Origin of the sequence: Pelagibacterium nitratireducens, assembly GCF_037044555.1 — a bacterium.
In the GTDB taxonomy this organism is placed as follows: Bacteria; Pseudomonadota; Alphaproteobacteria; order Rhizobiales; family Devosiaceae; genus Pelagibacterium; species Pelagibacterium nitratireducens.
Map to the genome: position 1 here is coordinate 55,328 of NZ_CP146275.1, position 14,946 is coordinate 70,273.

The 14,946-nt window shown below is 62.3% G+C and carries 15 protein-coding genes; 9 read left to right on the forward strand and 6 right to left on the reverse strand.

From position 1 onward, the window contains the following. The first annotated feature begins 135 nt into the window (after window positions 1–135). Window positions 136–1,359: a penicillin-binding protein activator gene (locus V6617_RS00250; protein ID WP_338608369.1), complete on the forward strand. Its 1,224-nt coding sequence runs from the start codon at window positions 136–138 to the stop codon at window positions 1,357–1,359. On the opposite strand, the gene hemW is transcribed toward V6617_RS00250, so the two are convergent. From hemW to rph, 3 genes are read right to left on the reverse strand one after another with little or no spacing between them, the layout of a single operon-like run. Further along, window positions 1,356–2,507 carry a radical SAM family heme chaperone HemW gene (gene hemW, locus V6617_RS00255; protein WP_338608370.1) on the reverse strand — a complete coding sequence of 384 codons (1,152 nt, stop codon included), beginning with the start codon at window positions 2,505–2,507 and terminating at the stop codon, window positions 1,356–1,358. The two genes, V6617_RS00250 and hemW, sit on opposite strands and share 4 nt — an antisense overlap. Beyond that, a complete protein-coding gene (rdgB, locus tag V6617_RS00260) occupies window positions 2,504–3,136 on the reverse strand; it encodes an RdgB/HAM1 family non-canonical purine NTP pyrophosphatase (RefSeq protein WP_338608371.1) in 633 nt (210 codons plus the stop codon). Before rdgB ends, hemW begins: the two co-directional genes overlap by 4 nt. After that, window positions 3,133–3,852, reverse strand: a complete 720-nt coding sequence (gene rph / locus V6617_RS00265; protein WP_338608372.1) for a ribonuclease PH — start codon at window positions 3,850–3,852, stop codon at window positions 3,133–3,135. Before rph ends, rdgB begins: the two co-directional genes overlap by 4 nt. Window positions 3,853–4,084: 232 nt before the next feature. On the opposite strand from rph, the gene hrcA reads away from it, so the two are divergent. The 8 genes from hrcA to V6617_RS00305 all read left to right on the forward strand — a co-directional run bounded on the left by hrcA (window position 4,085) and on the right by V6617_RS00305 (window position 12,338). Continuing rightward, window positions 4,085–5,173, forward strand: coding sequence for a heat-inducible transcriptional repressor HrcA (hrcA, locus tag V6617_RS00270; RefSeq protein ID WP_338608373.1), 1,089 nt, complete (start codon window positions 4,085–4,087; stop codon window positions 5,171–5,173). Window positions 5,174–5,286: 113 nt separating this feature from the next. Beyond that, on the forward strand, window positions 5,287–5,916 hold the full coding sequence (gene grpE, locus V6617_RS00275; RefSeq protein ID WP_338608374.1) for a nucleotide exchange factor GrpE: 630 nt from the start codon (window positions 5,287–5,289) through the stop codon (window positions 5,914–5,916). Between the two features lie 199 nt (window positions 5,917–6,115). Continuing rightward, window positions 6,116–8,029 (forward strand): molecular chaperone DnaK, encoded by a 1,914-nt coding sequence (gene dnaK, locus V6617_RS00280; protein ID WP_338608375.1) that lies wholly within the window; start codon window positions 6,116–6,118, stop codon window positions 8,027–8,029. A 272-nt stretch (window positions 8,030–8,301) separates the two neighbouring features. Further along, on the forward strand, window positions 8,302–9,426 hold the full coding sequence (dnaJ, locus tag V6617_RS00285) for a molecular chaperone DnaJ (protein WP_338608376.1): 1,125 nt from the start codon (window positions 8,302–8,304) through the stop codon (window positions 9,424–9,426). Between the two features lie 120 nt (window positions 9,427–9,546). Continuing rightward, on the forward strand, window positions 9,547–10,098 hold the full coding sequence (locus V6617_RS00290; protein ID WP_338608377.1) for an NADPH-dependent FMN reductase: 552 nt from the start codon (window positions 9,547–9,549) through the stop codon (window positions 10,096–10,098). Window positions 10,099–10,169: 71 nt separating this feature from the next. Beyond that, window positions 10,170–10,856 carry an orotidine-5'-phosphate decarboxylase gene (pyrF, locus tag V6617_RS00295; protein WP_338608378.1) on the forward strand — a complete coding sequence of 229 codons (687 nt, stop codon included), beginning with the start codon at window positions 10,170–10,172 and terminating at the stop codon, window positions 10,854–10,856. A 12-nt stretch (window positions 10,857–10,868) separates the two neighbouring features. Further along, complete coding sequence (dapB, locus tag V6617_RS00300) at window positions 10,869–11,675, forward strand: 4-hydroxy-tetrahydrodipicolinate reductase (RefSeq protein ID WP_338608379.1); 807 nt, start codon at window positions 10,869–10,871, stop codon at window positions 11,673–11,675. A gap of 48 nt (window positions 11,676–11,723) precedes the next feature. Next, entirely contained in the window at window positions 11,724–12,338 is a 615-nt protein-coding gene (locus tag V6617_RS00305) for a 2,3-bisphosphoglycerate-dependent phosphoglycerate mutase (protein ID WP_338608380.1), read from the forward strand. 96 nt (window positions 12,339–12,434) lie between these two features. Here V6617_RS00305 and V6617_RS00310 read toward each other — a convergent pair whose 3' ends face one another. The 3 genes from V6617_RS00310 to V6617_RS00320 all read right to left on the reverse strand — a co-directional run bounded on the left by V6617_RS00310 (window position 12,435) and on the right by V6617_RS00320 (window position 14,913). After that, entirely contained in the window at window positions 12,435–13,451 is a 1,017-nt protein-coding gene (locus V6617_RS00310; RefSeq protein WP_338608381.1) for an AI-2E family transporter, read from the reverse strand. A 60-nt stretch (window positions 13,452–13,511) separates the two neighbouring features. Then, a complete protein-coding gene (locus V6617_RS00315; RefSeq protein WP_338610770.1) occupies window positions 13,512–14,384 on the reverse strand; it encodes a methylated-DNA--[protein]-cysteine S-methyltransferase in 873 nt (290 codons plus the stop codon). Window positions 14,385–14,445: 61 nt separating this feature from the next. Next, window positions 14,446–14,913, reverse strand: coding sequence for a DUF2244 domain-containing protein (locus V6617_RS00320; protein ID WP_338608382.1), 468 nt, complete (start codon window positions 14,911–14,913; stop codon window positions 14,446–14,448). Window positions 14,914–14,946 lie beyond the last annotated feature (33 nt).

Here is a 14,946-nt window from a genome sequence, read left to right on the forward strand (position 1 = left end):
ACGCCCTTCTTTTACCATCGCAAGGGGGTTTGTCGAGGCGGGCGGTGGTTCTGTCCGGCGCGAATCAGAGACAGGATTTACGGCGGGGCACAGGGAAAGGGAGTGGGGTTGCAGCATATGTGGACACGGGCACTGTTGAGCGTTGTCCTATTGCTGGCGGTTGCCGCCTGCTCGACGGGCCAGACGGGCATGACGGCCCCGGGCCTTGCCCAGCCCACCGCTCCAGCCGGGCCGGTGCTGGCGCCGGCGCAAGGTGAAATCATCGGCACCGGGCCTGTGCGGGTGGCACTGATCCTGCCGCTTTCGGGCAACACGGGAGCGGTCGGGCGGGCCATGCTCAATGGCGCGCGGCTGGCCATGGACGAAACCGTCCGGACCGGAGGCCAGCACATTCATGTTGTGGTCAAGGATTCAGGCCCCGGCCCGGAAACGGCGCGCACCGCGACCCAGCAGGCGCTGGCCGAGGGGGCCGAACTGATTCTGGGTCCGTTGACCGCCGATGCCGTCGGGCTGGCGGGCGCGATCGCCAAATCCTACGACACCCCGCTGATCGGGTTTTCCTCCACTGCGAGCGTGGCCACCGATGGGGTCTATCTGCTTAGCGTATTGCCCGAAGCCGAGATCATGCGGGCCCTCACCTACGCACGGGCACAGGGCCGCAACACGATTGCCGCGATCATTCCCGATACCCCACTGGGCAACGCTCAGGCCGACGCTCTGCGACTGGCGGCAGGAGAAGCCGGCATGCAGATCGTTGCCATTGAAATGTTCGATGGCGAAGCGCGGGCCCGAACCGCCGTCGAACGTCTCGCCCCGGCCATGCGCTCCAATCTGATCGATACGCTCTATATTCCCGATCGCGCCACGGCGCCCAGTTTCGGCATATTGCTCGATGCGGCCCGATTGCCGCGTGAGCGGGTGCTGATCGTGGGATCGGCGGACTGGGAGGGTGACGCGGCCATTCTCAACCAGCCCTTTCTGGCCGGCGCTGTCTATCCGGCAATCGATCCGGCGGGGCTTGAGGCGCTGACGCCGATCTATCGTTCGCGGTTCGGCGGCGAGCCGCATCAGTTGACGACCCTGGCCTATTCGGCGGTGCTGCTGGCCAACACGCCCAGCCTGAGCCTTGCAATGCCACCTTACGGGACCGGTCTGGTTTCACCAGCAGGGTTCACGGGGCGCGACGGGCCGTTCCGGCTCCATTTCGACGGGCGCGGAGAATATGGGCTGGTCATGCGGCAAGTGGGTGCGCAAGGCGCCGTCACCATCGACGCAGCCCGGCTGGGCGGCCTGCCGCTGGCTTCGAGCGGCGGAGCGAGCGTTGATGCGGGGATTCCGCCGGCGGCGGAATTTCGCTAGGCGGCCAGATCGGCCACCACCGCATCGAGCACCGGCCAGCCCTTGTCGGTCACCCGCAGGCGGCCATTGGGAAGGGTTTCGATGAAGCCGATGGATTTGAGGAAATCGATCTGGGTGGCGGTGAGCGCGCGGCGGGCGAGGGCCTGATAGCGGGCCGGATCGATCCCCTCGCGCAGGCGCAGACCCATGACGAGATATTCGTCGCCTTCCTCGTCCCAGGTCAGGGTATCGTCGGTGACCAGCCCATCGCCGGTCTCGATGACCTTTTCCCACCACTTGAACGGCATTTTTTCCGCCGCCGTGGCGTGGCGGGCGCCGCCCATGATCAGCCGGCCATGGGCGCCCGGGCCGATGCCGGCATATTCGCCATAGCGCCAATAGATCAGGTTATGCCGGCTTTCCTGCCCGGGGCGGGCGTGGTTGGAAATTTCATAGGCGGGAAGGCCGTAGGACGCCGTCAAGTCCTGGGTCATTTCGAACATGTCGGCGGAAAGGTCTTCCGACGGCATTTTCAGTTTGCCGGCGTTGAACAGGTCAAAATAGCGCGTGCCCGATTCGATGGTGAGCTGGTAGAGCGAGAGATGGCCTTCCGAGAGCGCCAGGGCCTCGGTGAGCTCGTCTTCCCACTGGCCCAGCGTCTGGTCGGGGCGGGCATAGATGATATCAAAGCTCGAGCGATCGAAAATCGATTGCGCCAGACGGACGGCGGCCACCGCATCCTCGACCGAATGCAACCGCCCCAGGCGGGCCAGCGGCTCGGGGCGCAGCGATTGTACGCCCAAAGACACGCGATTGACCCCGGCGGCGCGATACCCGCGGAAGCGCTCGGCTTCGACCGAGGTGGGGTTGGCTTCTAGGGTGATTTCGACCGTGTCGGCGACCTGCCAATTTTTAGCGATGGCATCAAGAATTGTGCCGACCGAAGCCGGCTTCATCAGCGAAGGCGTGCCGCCGCCGAAAAATATCGATTCGACCAGCCGCTCGGGCGCCCGCCGCGCGGTGGTCTCGATCTCTTTAACATAAGCGCTAACGAAGCTGTCTTCGTCGAACTTGCCGTGGTGAACATGGGAATTGAAGTCGCAATAGGGACATTTGGCCGCGCAGAACGGCCAATGGATATAGATCCCGAATGCATTATTGGCGCTCAAAGCACGTCCTTCACGAATTTGGCAAAGGCGCGGGCGCGATGGGACAGGCCTTCCTTGCCAGGGGCCCAGGAATGTTTTTCCTCGGCGCTCATCTGGCCGAAGGTTTTCTCATATCCATCGGGCTTGAACATGGGGTCATAGCCGTGCCCCGAATCCCCGACGGGCGGCCAGACCAGCATGCCGGGCGCCAGCCCCTCGAAAATCATGTCGGTACCGTCGGGCAGGGCGAGGCAGAGGACGGCATTGAACTGGGCCGTGCGTTGATTGGGCTCGGTCGCGCCCTTTTCGACGAGCAGATCCTGCACCTTTTGCATGGCGTTGGTGAAATTGCGCGGCACACCGGCCCAGTCTGCGGTGTAAACCCCGGGCTGGCCGTCGAGCGCGTCGACCGAAATGCCCGAATCGTCGGAAAGGGCGATTTCGCCTGTGGCTTTCGCGGCTGCATGGGCTTTGAGGCGCGCATTCTCGATGAATGTGGTGCCGGTTTCTTCAGGCTCAGGCAGGCCCAGATCGCCGGCCGAGACGATATCGAGGCCGAAGTCTTTCAGCATGTCCTGAAATTCGACCAGCTTGCCCTTGTTGTGGGTGGCCAGAACCAACCGGTCGCCGCGCTTGAGCCTGATGGTCATGACGCCCCCAACACGGCGCGCTGGAGTTCGACCAGTTCGGCGATGCCTTTCTGGGCAAGCCCGATCAGTTCGGCCAGCTCCTGGGTGGAAAAGGGCTCGGCTTCGGCCGTCCCCTGGATCTCGACGAACTTGCCCGAGCCGGTCAGAACGAAATTGGCGTCGGTATCGGCCTCGCTGTCTTCGAGATAATCGAGATCAAGCACCGGGGTGCCGCGATAGACACCGCACGAGACGGCAGCCACATGGTCGCGGATCGGATCGCCCTTCAACAGCGAGCGTTCCTTCATCCAGAAGACCGCTTCCGAGAGCGCAACAAAGGCGCCGGTGATCGACGCTGTGCGCGTGCCGCCATCGGCTTCAAGCACGTCGCAGTCGAGAACGATCTGGTTTTCGCCCAAAGCCTGCATGTCGACAACGGCACGCAGGGAGCGCCCGATCAGACGCTGGATCTCCTGGGTGCGGCCCGATTGTTTGCCCGCGGTCGCCTCGCGGCGGGTGCGCGAGCCGGTGGCACGGGGCAGCATGCCGTATTCGGCCGTCACCCAACCAAGACCCTGTCCGCGCCGCCAGGGCGGAAGCGAGGTCTCGACGCTGGCGGTGCACAGAACGCGGGTGCGCCCGAATGCAACGAGGCACGAGCCCTCCGCCTGCGGCGCGACGCCCCGTTCAATTGTTACATCGCGCATCTGATCGCTTGCCCGTCCGCTTGGCCGCATAAAAACTGTCTTCCCGGTGTCTGTTGGCTGATATGGTTACCAGCCTCTTAACCGTTCGAGAAGGCCGGAACAAGCGCGCCTCACTTGGCGGTACCCTGGTTTTCTCCTACTTAGTTAATGGCAATCGAAACAAAGACAGCTTGCGGCGCCACGGCATGGCATCTTGAGTGGGTCGCGCGGTCGAACCGAAAAAACCTGCAACTTTTTCTGACCGCGCTCCGGAATGGTGAATATGGACAGAAACACGATAAATTCGTCAGAATTTTTAGAGGCCCTTTCGACACGCAGTCAGGACATCTTCCGGCGGCTGGTCGAGCGTTATCTGGAAACCGGCGAACCCATCGGGTCGCGGGCCATTTCCAAGATGCTCGACATGCAGCTTTCCCCGGCCTCGGTGCGCAATGTGATGGCCGATCTCGAGGAGCTGGGCCTGATTGCCGCGCCGCACACTTCGGCGGGGCGGGCTCCCACCCAGGAGGGGTTGCGGTTTTTCGTCGACGCCATGCTCGAAGTGGGGGCCGTGGACGAAACCGAGCGCGACCAGATCTCGCGCACCGTTTCGGGTGGAAGCCGGTCGGGACGGGTCGAGGACCTGCTCAACGAAGCGAGCGCCCTGCTTTCAGGCCTTTCGCACGGCGCGGGCATGGTCATTGCCGCAAAGGCGGACATGGTGCTCAAGCATGTCGAATTCGTCCGGCTCGATCCTGAGCGGGCCATGGCTATTCTTGTGGGAGAAGACGGACAGGTCGAAAACCGCATCATCGCCCTGCCGCCGGGGCTGACGGCGAGCGCCCTGACCCAGGCGTCCAATTTTCTCGCCCATCATATCGTGGGCAAGACGCTGCAGCAGGCGCGCGATTCGATCCGCCAGCAATCGGAAAACCAGCGCGCCGAACTCGATGCCATCGCGCAACGGCTTGTGGATTCCGGGCTCGCCTCGATGATCGAGGCCGATACGTCCGCTCCGACGCTGATCGTGCGGGGCCGGGCCAACCTGATCGATGACACGATGGCGTCCGACGATCTGGCCCGGGTGCGCCAATTGTTCGACGAGATCGAAACCAAGCAGGGGTTGATCGATCTGTTGAACGATGCGGAAACCGCCCAGGGGGTGCGCATCTTTATCGGTTCGGAAAACAAGCTGTTTTCGCTCTCGGGCTCGTCGGTCGTGCTTTCGCCCTACAAGGACGCCAATGACAAGGTTGTGGGGGTGCTGGGGGTTATCGGGCCGACACGGCTCAATTATGCGCGCATCGTGCCGGTGGTCGATTACACGGCGCATGTGGTTTCAAAGCTGATTTCGCGAAAGGGCGAGCTTTAAGGCCTGTCAGGCTCGAGCTTTGATTTGTCGGCTTTTCGCCACGAGGCTTGAAAAATTTCCGCCCTTGGCCGATATGGCAGCCAAGCTTAATTTCCCCAATCGTTGAAAGAGCAATGATGAGCGACGACAACACGACGCCAGAGCCGAACGACGAAATCGATCCGCGCCCCGACGCCGAAGAGGCCGAGGCGGTTTCCACCGAGCCGACGGCTGAAGAGCGCATTGCCCAGCTCGAGGCCGAAAAGGACCAGCTGCGTGACCAGGTGCTGCGCACCGCCGCTGAAATGGACAATCTGCGCAAGCGCACCGAGCGTGAAGTTTCCGACACGCGCTCTTATGCCATTGCCGGGTTTGCCCGCGACATGCTGGTGGCCACCGACAATCTCTCGCGTGCCCTTATGGTCATTCCCGCCGAATTGCGGGAAAACGCCGACGGGACACTCAAATCCCTGATCGAAGGGATCGAGATGACCGAGCGCGAAATGCAGCGGCTCTTGCAAAAGAACGGCGTGACACCGATCGTGGCGGAGGGCGAAAAGTTCGATCCCCACCGCCATCAGGCCATGTTTGAGGTGCCCGATGCCTCGGTGCCCGAGGGCACTGTGGTTCAGGTGGTCCAGACCGGATACGCCATCGGCGAGCGCGTGTTGCGCCCGGCCATGGTGGGAGTCGCCAAGGGCGGCAACAAACCGGCCCCCAAACCCGACGCCGAACCCGGTGAAGGGCTCGACACATCGGCCTGACAAAATTTGATGCAAAGCGGGGGGCGTGCTTGAAGGGCCCTCCCCCCCTCCTTATATAGCCAGCAAGCCCGGGAAACCGGGCCAAATCCATCCCCCAGAGGGGTCCGGCACGACCGATCAATGCGATGCCGCAACGTGAATGGGCGCGTTGAGGGGTCAGGGCCAAATTTAGGACTCGCTCGAGAAATGAGGTTTCGGAATGGGAAAAGTAATCGGTATTGACCTGGGCACGACCAATTCGTGCGTCGCCGTCATGGACGGCAAAACTCCTAAAGTGATCGAGAACGCCGAAGGCGCGCGCACCACGCCCTCGATGGTGGCCTTTTCGAACGATGGCGAACGCCTCGTGGGCCAGCCGGCCAAGCGTCAGGCCGTGACCAACCCCGAGGGTACGCTGTTTGCCGTCAAGCGCCTGATCGGGCGCCGGTTCGAAGACCCGATGGTCACCAAGGACAAGGGCCTTGTGCCCTACAAGATCGTCAAGGCTGACAATGGCGATGCGTGGGTGGAAGCGGATGGGAAGAAATCGTCTCCGTCCGAAGTCTCCGCCATGATCCTGGGCAAGATGAAGGAAACCGCAGAGAGCTATCTCGGCGAGCCGGTGACGCAGGCCGTCATCACGGTTCCGGCCTATTTCAACGACAGCCAGCGCCAGGCCACCAAGGACGCCGGCAAGATCGCCGGGCTCGAGGTGCTCCGCATCATCAACGAGCCGACCGCTGCCGCGCTGGCCTACGGGCTGGACAAGAAAGAATCCGGCACGATCGCTGTTTATGACCTTGGCGGCGGCACGTTCGACATCTCGATCCTCGAGATCGGCGACGGTGTTTTCGAAGTTAAATCGACCAATGGCGACACGTTCCTTGGCGGTGAAGATTTCGACATGCGCCTTGTCGATTACCTCGCTGACGAGTTCAAGAAAGAGCAGGGCATCGATCTGCGCGGCGACAAGTTGGCGCTGCAGCGGCTCAAGGAAGCTGCCGAAAAGGCCAAGATCGAGCTTTCGTCGGCTTCCCAGACCGAAGTCAACCTGCCCTTCATCACGGCCGATGCTTCGGGCCCCAAGCATTTGCAGCTCAAGCTGACCCGCGCCAAGTTCGAATCGATCGTTGAAGATCTGATCAAGCGCACCATTGATCCGTGCCGCGCCGCGCTCAAGGATGCCGGGATTTCGGCTGGCGAGATCGACGAGGTCGTTCTGGTCGGCGGCATGACCCGCATGCCCAAGGTGCAGGAAGAGGTGAAAAACTTCTTTGGCAAGGAGCCCCACAAGGGCGTGAACCCCGACGAAGTGGTTGCCATGGGCGCCGCCATTCAGGCCGGCGTTCTGCAGGGCGATGTGAAAGACGTTCTGCTGCTCGACGTGACCCCGCTTTCGCTGGGTATCGAGACGCTTGGTGGCGTATTTACCCGCCTGATCGACCGCAACACGACGATCCCGACCAAGAAGAGCCAGGTGTTCTCGACCGCCGAAGACAACCAGTCGGCCGTGACCATCCGGGTTTTCCAGGGTGAGCGTGAAATGGCGGCCGACAACAAGATGCTTGGCCAGTTCGACCTGGTCGGTATTCCCTCGGCGCCGCGCGGCGTGCCGCAGGTCGAAGTGACCTTCGACATCGACGCCAACGGCATCGTCAATGTTTCGGCGAAAGACAAGGGCACGGGCAAGGAGCAGCAGATCCGCATCCAGGCTTCGGGCGGTCTGTCGGACGCCGATATCGAGCAGATGGTCAAGGATGCCGAGACCAATGCCGAGGCCGACAAGAAGCGCCGCGAAGTGGTGGAAGCGAAAAACCAGGCCGAAAGCCTCGTGCATTCGACCGAATCCTCGCTCAAGGAGCATGGGGACAAGGTTTCGCCCGAGATCAAGACCGAGATCGAAACCGCCATCGCCGACACCAGGACCGCGCTCGAGGGCGACGACCCCGAAGCGATCAAGGAAAAGGCCGCTGCTTTGGCCCAGGCTTCGATGAAGCTTGGCGAGGCCATGTACAAGGCCAGTCAGGACGAAGCCGAAGCCGCCGCGGCCGGCGATGCGGCCAAGGATGACGAAGACGTTGTCGATGCCGACTTCGAAGAGGTCAAGGACGACGACGACAAGAAGTCGGCCTAAAACCTTTGCCCTGAAACCGATCAGTGCCGCCTTCGGGCGGCACTGTTATTTCCGGGCGCCAGTTTCACGTGAATCACCGGTGAGCGCTGGTCTTTTCGCCGCTGCCTATGGTAACAGGCAGCAACGATGATTACCTAAGCGCACGACGGGTTCTGGCCGTTGCCGGTCCCAAGAGAGATGCGTCATGACAAGAACGGTTGGTTTGGCACAAGAGATGATCTTGCATCCGTCCATTTTCTGCCCCTGCCGTGACACGGGGATAAACTAATCTCATGAGCAAAGCCGATTTCTATTCCGTGCTCGGGGTCGAAAAAACCTGTGACGCCGCCGGGCTCAAATCCGCCTATCGCAAGCTGGCCATGCAGTATCACCCGGATCGCAATCCGGGGGACACCGAGGCCGAGCACAAGTTCAAGGAAGTTTCCGAAGCCTACGACACGCTCAAGGACCCGCAAAAGCGCGCGGCCTATGACCGGTTTGGCCACGCGGCTTTCAATGGCGGCGGTGGCGGTGCCCAGGGGTTCGGGAATGATTTTTCCTCCTCGATGTCCGATATTTTCGAGGACATTTTCGGGGAATTCATGGGCGGCGCACGCGGCCAGCGTTCCCGCGACGGCCGCCAGCGCGGCTCGGATCTGCGCTACAATCTCGAAATCACCCTCGAAGACGCCTTTGCGGGCACCACTGTCGATATCGACGTGCCATCCCTGATCGGGTGCGAGACGTGCGAGGGGACGGGCGCCAAGCCGGGCACCGGGTTTTCAACCTGCCGCATGTGCGGCGGGCACGGCAAGGTGCGCGCAGCGCAAGGATTCTTTACCATCCAGCAGACCTGCCCCCAATGCCACGGGCGCGGGGAAACCATGGACCAGCCCTGCACCGACTGCCACGGGCAAGGCCGCCGTCAAACCTCGCGCACGCTCTCGGTCGATGTTCCCAAGGGAATCGAGGACGGCACGCGCATTCGTCTGGGTGGGGAAGGCGAGGCGGGATTGCGCGGCGGACCGGCCGGCGATCTCTACATCTTCGTTTCAGTCAGACCGCACCAGCTGTTCCAGCGCGACGGCGCCGATCTTTTCGCCAAGGTGCCCATTTCGATGATCACAGCGGCCTTGGGCGGCGAGTTCGAAGTGCCGACGCTCGAAGGCAGCCGTGCCAAGGTCAAGGTCAACGAAGGCACCCAGCCCGGCCAGCGCGTGCGGCTCAAGGGCAAGGGCATGCCGGTGCTGCGCAGCCAGCAGGTTGGTGACCTTTACGTCCAGCTCGAGGTGGAAACCCCGCAAAAGCTCTCAAAGCGGCAGCGCGAACTGCTCGAAGAATTCGAAACGCTTTCCAACCGCGACACCTCGCCGGGTTCGGAAGGGTTTTTCGACAAGCTCAAGACAATGTTCCACTGACGTCGGTTGGCTGGACCTTTTTTCAAAAGCCCTTCGCGTTGCGGAGGGCTTTTTGTATGTGAGCGGTTGCGGCGATCCAAATGGCCCGCTTAACTGCCGCCCATCAACAAGGAGACACCAATGGCTAGCGCCCTTACCCTTTGCGGCTCGATCCGCGCCGGATCGGTCAACAAGACGCTTCAGGACGCGGTGGACGCAAAGCTCAGCGAAGCCGGGGTCGCGGTCAATTCGATCACGCTCAAAGATTTCGAGATGCCGGTTTTCAATCAGGATCTCGAGCCTGACAATGTGCCCGAGGCCGCAGGACAACTGGCCGATCTGTTCCGATCCCACGACATCGTGTTTATCGCCACGCCCGAATACAATGGCGGGCTGCCGCCGCTGGTCGTCAACACGATCGCATGGCTTTCCCGGCAAAAGCCTTCGCCCTTCCGGCATGCGGTGTTCGGGATCGGCGGGGTGTCCTCGGGGCGTCACGGGACCATATGGGCCCAGAGCCATTTGCGTGATTCGCTCTCCAAGATCGGCGCGCTGGTCGTGCCGACCCTGCTCGGCGTCGGTCCGGCTTCGAGCGCTTTCGCCGAGGACGGCTCGGTGGCAGAATCGGGGGTCAGCACCAAGATCGACCAGCTGGTCAAAGAACTCACCCATTTTTCACGAGGCGGGATTTAGAGCCGGAGCTTGCGCTCGGGCCCAACTCATGGCATCGAGCCTTGATACACCAAAGCACGCGGAGACATGGAATGGCCGGTGACCTGATTGTCGGGCTCGATGTCGGGACACGCCGTGAAGCCGAGGACATGATTTCCCGGCTCGATGGCATCGTCGATTTCTACAAGATCGGCTATCAGCTTTTCTATGGCGGCGACGGGCTGATCGTGGGCAAGGAATTGCTCAAGGCCGGCAAGCGCGTGTTTTTCGACCTCAAGCTCCTCGATATCGACAACACGATTGCAAAGGGCGTCGCGGCCATTGCCGAAACCGGCGCGACCATGCTCACGCTCCATGCCTATCCCAAGGCGATGGCGGCTGCAGTCAAGGCAGCCGAAGGGTCGTCGCTCTGCCTGCTGGGCGTCACCGTCCTCACCTCGATGGATCAGGCCGATCTCGATGATGCCGGCTATGGCGTTTCGGTTGCCGAGCTCGTGGCACGTCGGGCGCGCCAGGCACGCGATGCGGGCATGGGCGGCGTCGTGGCCTCGGCCTTCGAGGCGCGGGCGGTGCGTGAGATCGTCGGGCCCGACATGGCCGTGGTGACCCCCGGTATCCGACCTGCCGGGGCGGAGAGGGGCGACCAGAAGCGTGTGATGACACCGACCGATGCGCTGGCGGCGGGCGCATCCCATCTTGTTGTGGCGCGGCCCATTGTTGCCGCACCCAGCCCGCGCCAGAGCGCGCAGGCGGTGCTGGCCGAAATGCAGGCGGCGTAAGGGGAAAACAGCATGCCACTGAAGATCGGAGTTGTGGGCGCGGGCGGGCGCATGGGACAGACGGTTATCCGCGCCGTCGCGGCCCATGCCGGCATGACGCTCACAGCGGCTGCCGACCGGGACAATTCGAGCGTTTTGGGCAAGGATGCCGGCAGCCTTGTGGGGCTCGAACCGCTGGGCGTTGCTATCGGGGACACGCCACTCGATATCGCCGACCATGTCGATGCCATCATCGATTTCACGGCGCCGCAATTGAGCGTCGCGCTGGCCCGCCGGGCCGCAGAGCGCAAGCTGGTCCATATCATAGGGACAACAGGGTGTTCGCCCGAGGACGATGCAGCGATCGCCAGGGCAGGGCGCGAGGGCGCGCGGATCGTCAAATCGGGCAATATGAGCCTTGGGGTGAACCTTCTGGCCGCATTGGTCAAAAAGACAGCGGCGAGCCTCGACATCGATTTCGACATCGAGATCCTTGAAATGCACCACCGCCACAAGGTGGACGCGCCTTCGGGCACAGCGCTGCTTCTGGGCGAGGCGGCGGCCGAGGGGCGCGACATCGATCTGGCCGATCATTCGGTCAAGGTGCGCGACGGGCACACCGGCGCGCGCGAGCCCGGCTCCATCGGCTTTGCCACATTGCGCGGCGGCGGCATCGTGGGCGAGCATTCGGTTTTGTTTTCATCGATGGCCGAAACCATCACCCTGTCCCATTCTGCGCGCGACCGGACGCTGTTTGCCGATGGAGCGCTTCGGGCTGCGCTGTGGGCCGCAGAACAGCCGGCGGGCCTTTATTCCATGGCCGATGTGCTCGGCCTTTGATCTGTAATGACCGCGTTATCGAACACGCTCAATGACAAGGACTGATTTATGACCGGCACGCTGATCCTCGTTCGCCATGGCCAGAGCGAATGGAATTTGAAAAACCTGTTCACCGGCTGGAAGAATCCCGGGCTGACCGATCTGGGGATCGAGGAAGCCAAAAAAGCCGGACAGGCGCTCAAGGCACGCGGGATCGTGCCGGACGCCTATTTCACATCCGCGCTGAGCCGCGCCCAGCGCACGCTCGACCTGATGCTCGAGGAAATGGGGATCACCGATCTCACCATCGTGCGCAGTCACAAGCTCAACGAGCGTGACTATGGCGACCTTTCGGGGCTCAACAAGGACGATGCGCGGGAAAAATGGGGCGAGGAGCAGGTCCATATCTGGCGCCGCTCCTATGACGTGCCCCCGCCGGGCGGCGAAAGCCTCAAAGACACCGCGGCGCGGGTTCTGCCCTATTACGAAGCCGAGATCGCGCCGCTGCTCAAGGCCGGCAAGACCGTTCTGGTCACGGCGCATGGCAATTCGCTGCGGGCGCTTGTCATGAAACTTGAAGGGCTCGACGAAGAAGCGATCCTCAAGCGCGAAATCGCCACCGGGGCGCCCATCGTTTACGGGATCGACGAGAGCGGCGACCGGGTTTCGACCGAAGAGCTTTAAAGCGTGTCCAGCAAAAGTGGAAGCGGTTTTGCGGTTCGGACACGCGACAAAACAAGGGCTTAGAGCCAAGGATTTGATTGAATCAAATCCTTGGCTCTAGTCGACCTTTTCGGGCGTATCGCCCAGAACGTCACGGACATAAAGTTCAAGCACCAGCACGCGCAGCGCCGCAAGCAGGGGTGTGCCCAGCGCCACCCCGAGCGGCCCGAGGGCCACGCCCATGAACAGCAGGAAGATGATGGTCAGGGCCGGGGCGAGATTGACCACCCGATCCTGGATCAGCGGGGTTGTGACATTGGCATCGAACTGCTGGATCAGGGTATAGCCGCCCAGAACGATCAGTGCCGTCGTCCAGTCCTGGCCGATCATCGACAGACCGATGGGAACGAAGGCAAGTATCGGCCCGACAAAGGGGATGAAGTTGAGAAGCCCCGCGATCAGACCGAGCGTTAGCCCATAAGACACGCCCATCACTAAAAGCAGGACCGTTGTCAGACCTCCGACGATGGCCATCAGCGCCAACTGGCCGACCAGCCAATGCTGTAGCGTCGTGCCGGCCTTGGCCAGCACCTCACGCGCCCGCGGGCGTGCCTCGATGGGCAGCAGGATGGCAAGCCCGTCGCGATAGCGTTTGGGATCGATGGCAAGGAATATCCCTGTGAGAAAGACGATCACCATATTGGAGAGCAAACCAAACCCGGTGCCCAGCACGGCACCGGCCCCGCCAAAGATCGTCTGGGGTTCGGGAATGGCTTCGACGATGTCGGTGACATCAAAGGTGCGCGCCACCGGCAGACCCCAATCGTTGAGCTGGCTCGCCACCATGTCCCAGGCCTCGGCCAATGCTCTTGAAAGCGCATCGAACTGGGTGACAATGGTCACCCCGCCGCCAATCGCGGCGACAATGACGAGCACCACGACAAAAATCAGGGTCAGGATCACGGCGACGGCGCGCGGCAGAATGGGTACGAGCCGCATCAGGAGCCGGATGAGCGCGTCGAGAACAGCGGCTACCAGGACCGCCGCGAAAACGAGCATGATGATGTGCGCATAGAGCGCGGCAAGCACCAGCGCCAGAAGTCCGATAAATGCCAAAAAAATCGCGCGCGCCAAATCAGCTCTCCGCCCCTTACGAAAAGCTAAGACTCGTGGGGCCCAAGAGTTCCAATTGCGCTATTGCGCCGAGACCAGCCCCGCTTCCCAGCCCAGAATGGCGCGCTTGCGCACGATGCCCCAATGGTAGCCGGTGAGCGCCCCGGTCGAACCCACGATGCGATGGCAGGGGACAACGAAGGAGATGGGATTGCGCCCCACCGCCCGGCCAATAGCGCGGGCAGCATTGGGCCGGCCGACGGCGCGGGCCACCTCGCCATAGGTCGCGGCACGCCCGGCCGGAACCTTGAGCAGGGTTTCCCAGACCTTGATTTCGAACTGGGAGCCGATCATCACCAACCGGATGGGCTGGTCGGGATCCCAGCGGTCGGGATCGAAGATGCGGGCGGCGATGGGGGCAATGGCGGCATCGTCGCGCTTGTAGGCGGCATTGGGCCAGCGATTGGCCAGATCCTCGAACGCGTATTGTTCCTTGCCATCATCGGCAAAGGAAATGCCGGCCACCCCATACTGGGTGACCATCAGGCACACCTTTCCGAACGGGGAGGGCGCATAGCCCCAGGCGACCTCCAGCCCCGCGCCTTTGGCACGGTAAACGCCCGGTGGCACCGCATCATAGGTCACGAACAGATCGTGAAGGCGTGACGGTCCGGAAAGACCCAGCTCGTAGGTCGTATCGAGCACGCTCATATTGTCACGCAGAAGTTTTCGCGCGTGGTCGAGGGCCACGGCCTGGGCAAAGCTTTTCGGCGTCAGCCCGCACCAGCGGCGGAACATATCGACCAGCTGGCGCTCGGTCATCGAGAGCGCATTGGCCAGTCCGGCGATATCGGATGCTTCGGGGCCGGGCATCGAGAGGTATTCGATGGCCTGCGCGATGGTGCGATAGGTCTCGTCGGTGGTCATATCGGGGAGCTGTGAAATTGCTGTCATCTCGTTCATGGGTTCACACTATCGACCGATGGCCCGCCCGACGACCCGATTTTTACACCGATCAGCGCTTGGCCCTGCTCAGGGCATGACCGAAGGCGTCGGCAAAGCTGGCCTTGTCGTCGGGGGTCAAGAACCGCCCGATTTCCACCTCGCCTTCGCGGGTTAGGATCTTGAGCGCGGTCACCCGGCCCTCATTGTCGCGGATCACCGAAAAGCGGATGAAAAACGGATTGAACGAGAGGGCGGTCTCACGCCCCTTCTTGGTGACATGGCGAATATCGAGGGTGTCGGGCCAGAGAGTGATCTCCTCGAACATGTCGGTATCCCCGAGCGAAGCGGTGAGCGCCCAATAGAGCAGGAGCACATCGAGCCCCAGAAGGCCGACGACGGGCCAGGCCCCCATGGCGTAAAACGTGATGCCGGGAATCGAGGCCATCACACAGGTGAACGCGATCACCCAGCGGATGCCCTTGGGCGAGAGGGAGCGATGTGGGGTCAGCAATGCGGCAAAGAGCGGGCTTTGGGTCATCTCGACTTGCCTTTTGGCCTTGGCGCCATTCTA